Below are 3,873 nucleotides of genomic sequence, written 5' to 3' on the forward strand. Positions count from 1 at the left end.
GAACGGCGGTTCGACGGTCTTCGCTAGGTTCGTACTGGTCTAGGCCGGACTAGACCACAGGATCGAAAGACCTGTCAATGCACGAATGTGTAACGACCGTGTCACGCACCGACACCCTCGTGGTCGAAGGATGTGCAGGTCGGAGGGGGATTGCGGATGAGGCGTCCGGTTCGCTCCGGCCGCTCTGTCCGCTTCCGGCTGCCGTCCGGAGGTGTGGTGGCGGCCGGTCTGCGGCGAGGAATCCGGCACCGAACGAGTTTCGTTCCACATCTTCTCCTCCATCCGATTCGTGGAGTATGGTGCGAACTGGTCTAGTCCGGACTAGACCAGTCGAACCCGGAGGAACCGACCCGCGATCATCGCGTCCACAGAGAGCGCGCACCCATGGCATCACTACTGATCACGGCCGACCGCATGATCATGACCCCACCGGGCGGTCCTACCCGCGTCGTCTCCCCCGGATACGTCCGCGTGGTGGACGGAACGATCGCCGAGGCCGGGGAGGGCCGCCCGCCCGGCGCCCCCGACCTCGACCTGCCCGCCGGCCTGCTGGCCCCCGGCCTGGTCGATCTCCAGGTCAACGGCTTCTTCGGCCACGACATGGTGGACGCGGACGAGGCGGGCTGGCACGCCGTCGTCTCCCGCCTCCCCGAGACGGGCGTGACCGCGTTCCTCCCCACCTTCATCACCGCGCCGGTCGAGACCCAGGCCGCGGCACTGCGCAGGGCCCGCGACCTGCTGCCGGGCCTTCCGGACGGGACGCGCGTCCTCGGCGTCCACCTTGAGGGCCCGTTCCTGTCGGAGAAGCGCAAGGGCGCGCACAACGCCGCCCACCTCACCGACCCGACGCCCGAGGCCATCGGCACCCTGCTGGAGACGGGACTGGTCAAGCTCCTCACCCTCGCGCCCGAACGCGCCGGCGCCCTCGCCGCGATCCGCGCGCTGACCGGGGCGGGCGTCCTGGTCAGCGTCGGGCACAGCGACGCCACCGCCGCGCAGGCCGCCGCCGCGGCCGACGCGGGCGCCCGCATGGTCACCCACATCTTCAACGCGCAGACCGGCGTCCACCACCGGGACCCGGGCGTCGCCGTGCAGGCGCTCATCGACGACCGGCTCAGCCCCGGACTCATCCTCGACCTGCACCATGTCGCGCCCGAGGTGGCGCGGCTGGTGTTCCGTGCCGCGCCGGGACGGGTCGTGCTCGTCACCGACGCCGCCGCGTCCGCCGGGATGCCGCCCGGCACCTACGACCTCGGCGGCGAGCCCATCATGATGCCCGAGCAGGGCCCGCCGCTGCGCGCCGACGGCACCATCGCGGGCTCCGGCCTGCGGCTGGACGAGGCGGTCGGCAACGCGATCGGCCTCGGCCTCGACGCGGCGACGGCGGTGGACGCCGCCACCCGGGTTCCGGCCGACCTCATCGGACGTCCCGACCTCGGCCGGATCGCGCCCGGCGCCGCCGCCGACCTCGTCTGGCTGGGACCCGGCCACCGGGCGCGTGCCACGTGGGTCGACGGGCAGAAAGTCTTCGGAGGGGGATCATGACCAGTCAGATGCGCGCCGAGATCGGTGAGCAGCCGGACGCGCTGCGCCGGACGATCGACGCGCTCCTCCCGCGTACCGCCGACATCGCGGTGCTCGCGCGGGAGACCCGGCAGGTGCTGTTCATCGCGCGCGGGTCCTCCGACAACGCCGCGGTGTACGGGCGCTATCTCGTGGAGTCGCACGCCGGCCGGCTGGCCACCCTCGCGGCGCCGTCCATCGCGACGGCCTACCGGCGCCGGCTCGACCTGGACGGCGTGCTGGCCGTGGCGATCAGCCAGTCCGGCAAGACCGAGGAGATCATCGAGACCCTCGGCTGGGCGAGGGACTGCGGCGCCCGGACGGTCGCGGTCACCAACGGCGCCGGGTCCCCGCTGGCGGAGGCCGCCGAGGTCGCGCTGGTCACGCGGGCGGGCGACGAGGTCGCCGTCCCGGCCACCAAGACCTACACGACGCAGCTCGCCGCGCTGTCGGTCCTCGGCCTCGGCCTCGGCGCCGACGTCGCGGTGGACGACCTGCGCCGCGTCCCCGACGAGATCGCCCGGATGATCACGCTGGCGGAGGCGTCCCCGGCGCTGCCCGAGATCGTCGAGGCGCTGGCCAAGGTGCCGGGCGCGGTCGTGTCCGGACGCGGCATCGCGTTCGGCACCGCGCTGGAGCTGGCGCTGAAGATCAAGGAGGCGTGCTACCTGCACGCCATGGGCCTGTCGTACGCCGACCTGCTGCACGGCCCGATCGCCGTCGTGGACGCGCAGACCCCCGCGCTGCTGGTCGCCGCCGGCTCCGGCCCCACGCTGTCCGGTACCGTCGCGCTGGCGCGGCGGGTCGAGGGGGCCGGTGCCCGCGCGTACGGCGTCGGCGGCGGTGCGGAGCTGGCGCGGGCGTGCTCGGCCGCGCTGCCCGGCCCCGTGCTGCCCGAGTGGGTGGCGCCGCTCGGCCTCATCGTCCCCGGCCAGATCCTGGTCGAGAACCTGGCCCGCAGGCTCGGCGTCGACCCGGACGTCCCGCGCGGCCTGCACAAGATCACCCAGACCGACTGAGCCCCCCGACCGAACCCCCACCCCCGACCGGAGGAAGAAGAACATGGACAAGGCCGAGGCCATCATCGCGGCGCTGGGCGGTGCCGACAACATCGTCGATATCGAGCCCTGCGCGACCCGGCTGCGCACCGAGGTGTCCGACGCGGGAAAGGTCGACGAGGCGGCGCTGAAGAAGGCGGGCGCGTTCGGCGTCATGCGCAGCGGCAGCGTCGTGCAGGTCGTCGTGGGGCCCGAGGCCGACACGATCGCCAGCGACATCGAGGACATCCTCGACTGACCCGGGAGGCCCCTCCAATGACCCGAGTACTGTCCCCGGTCACCGGCCGGGTCGTCGGCCTGGCCGGCGTCCCGGACCCGGTCTTCGCCCAGGCCATGGTGGGTCCGGGCACGGCGGTCGACCCCGAGCGCGGCCCCGGCCACGCCATCGCCCCCGTCACCGGGAAGATCGTCAAGCTGCATCCGCACGCCTACGTGGTGGTGGACGACGAAGGCCACGGCGTCCTCGTCCACCTCGGCATCGACACCGTCAAGCTGAAAGGGCAGGGGTTCGACCTGCTCGCCGCCGAGGGCGACGAGGTCACCGCCGGGCAGCCGGTCGTCGGCTGGGACCCGGCCGTGATCGAGGCGGGCGGCCGCTCGCCGGTCTGCGCGGTCGTCGCGCTGGACGCGGGCGCCGACGCCCTGTCGGACGTGGTGGAGTCCGGCGAGGTGACGAAGGGAGCCGAACTTTTCACATGGAGTTGATCGCATGGCGGTGATCGGCCTCGGCGGGTGCGCTCGCCGCGGCCGATCACGTGGTGCCCGATTTTCAGGAAGCGCACGTCGTGCCGGGTCCCGCGCTGCGGGTGCGGGGCCTGGAACAGAAATGAGCAGCCGGGATGGAACCGAGTAGGAGTGTGCGGTGACCGAGCGCAACGTCAAGATCGAGTCCAGGGTGGGGCTGCACGCGCGGCCGGCCGCGCTGTTCGTCCAGACCGCGGCCAAGGCTCCGATGGACGTGACGGTGGCCAAGCGCGGCGGCGACCCGGTGAACGCCAAGAGCATCCTCGCGGTGCTGGGGCTGGACGCCCGGCACGGTGAGGAGGTCGTCCTGGCGGCGGACGGCGACGGCGCCGAGGAACTGCTCGACAGCCTGGAGAAGCTGCTGTCCACCCCGGAGCCCGAGGGAGCCTGAGCGGTGCCGGACGTATTGCGGGGCGCGGGTGTCAGCCCCGGGGTGGGGGCCGGGCCGGTGCGGCGCGTCGCCGGGGGCGTCCCGGAGCCGCCCGCCGGCGACCGGCACGGCGGCGAC

The 3,873-nt window shown here is 73.3% G+C and carries 5 protein-coding genes; all 5 read left to right on the forward strand.

Translation table 11 applies throughout. From position 1 onward, the window contains the following. Nucleotides 1-384 precede the first annotated feature (384 nt). On the forward strand, nt 385-1,545 hold the full coding sequence (gene nagA / locus AF1_RS32075) for an N-acetylglucosamine-6-phosphate deacetylase (protein WP_067808010.1): 1,161 nt from the start codon (nt 385-387) through the stop codon (nt 1,543-1,545). After that, complete coding sequence (locus tag AF1_RS32080; RefSeq protein WP_084263533.1) at nt 1,542-2,582, forward strand: SIS domain-containing protein; 1,041 nt, start codon at nt 1,542-1,544, stop codon at nt 2,580-2,582. Before nagA ends, AF1_RS32080 begins: the two co-directional genes overlap by 4 nt. A 43-nt stretch (nt 2,583-2,625) precedes the next feature. Further along, nucleotides 2,626-2,859, forward strand: coding sequence for a glucose PTS transporter subunit EIIB (locus AF1_RS32085; protein ID WP_067808014.1), 234 nt, complete (start codon nt 2,626-2,628; stop codon nt 2,857-2,859). 17 nt (nt 2,860-2,876) lie between these two features. Next, a complete protein-coding gene (locus AF1_RS32090) occupies nt 2,877-3,326 on the forward strand; it encodes a PTS sugar transporter subunit IIA (protein ID WP_067808017.1) in 450 nt (149 codons plus the stop codon). A gap of 157 nt (nt 3,327-3,483) precedes the next feature. Then, entirely contained in the window at nt 3,484-3,756 is a 273-nt protein-coding gene (locus AF1_RS32095; protein ID WP_067808019.1) for an HPr family phosphocarrier protein, read from the forward strand. Nucleotides 3,757-3,873: the final 117 nt, after the last annotated feature.

This window comes from Actinomadura formosensis NBRC 14204, assembly GCF_001552155.1.
Lineage (GTDB): Bacteria > Actinomycetota > Actinomycetes > Streptosporangiales > Streptosporangiaceae > Spirillospora > Spirillospora formosensis.

Excerpts from the sequence above, each read along its gene's own strand:
- nagA (WP_067808010.1), top strand. The coding sequence starts at position 385 with ATGGCATCACTACTGATCACGGCCGACCGCATGATCATGACCCCACCG.
- AF1_RS32090 (WP_067808017.1), top strand. The coding sequence starts at position 2,877 with ATGACCCGAGTACTGTCCCCGGTCACCGGCCGGGTCGTCGGCCTGGCC.
- AF1_RS32085 (WP_067808014.1), top strand. The coding sequence starts at position 2,626 with ATGGACAAGGCCGAGGCCATCATCGCGGCGCTGGGCGGTGCCGACAAC.
- AF1_RS32080 (WP_084263533.1), top strand. The coding sequence starts at position 1,542 with ATGACCAGTCAGATGCGCGCCGAGATCGGTGAGCAGCCGGACGCGCTG.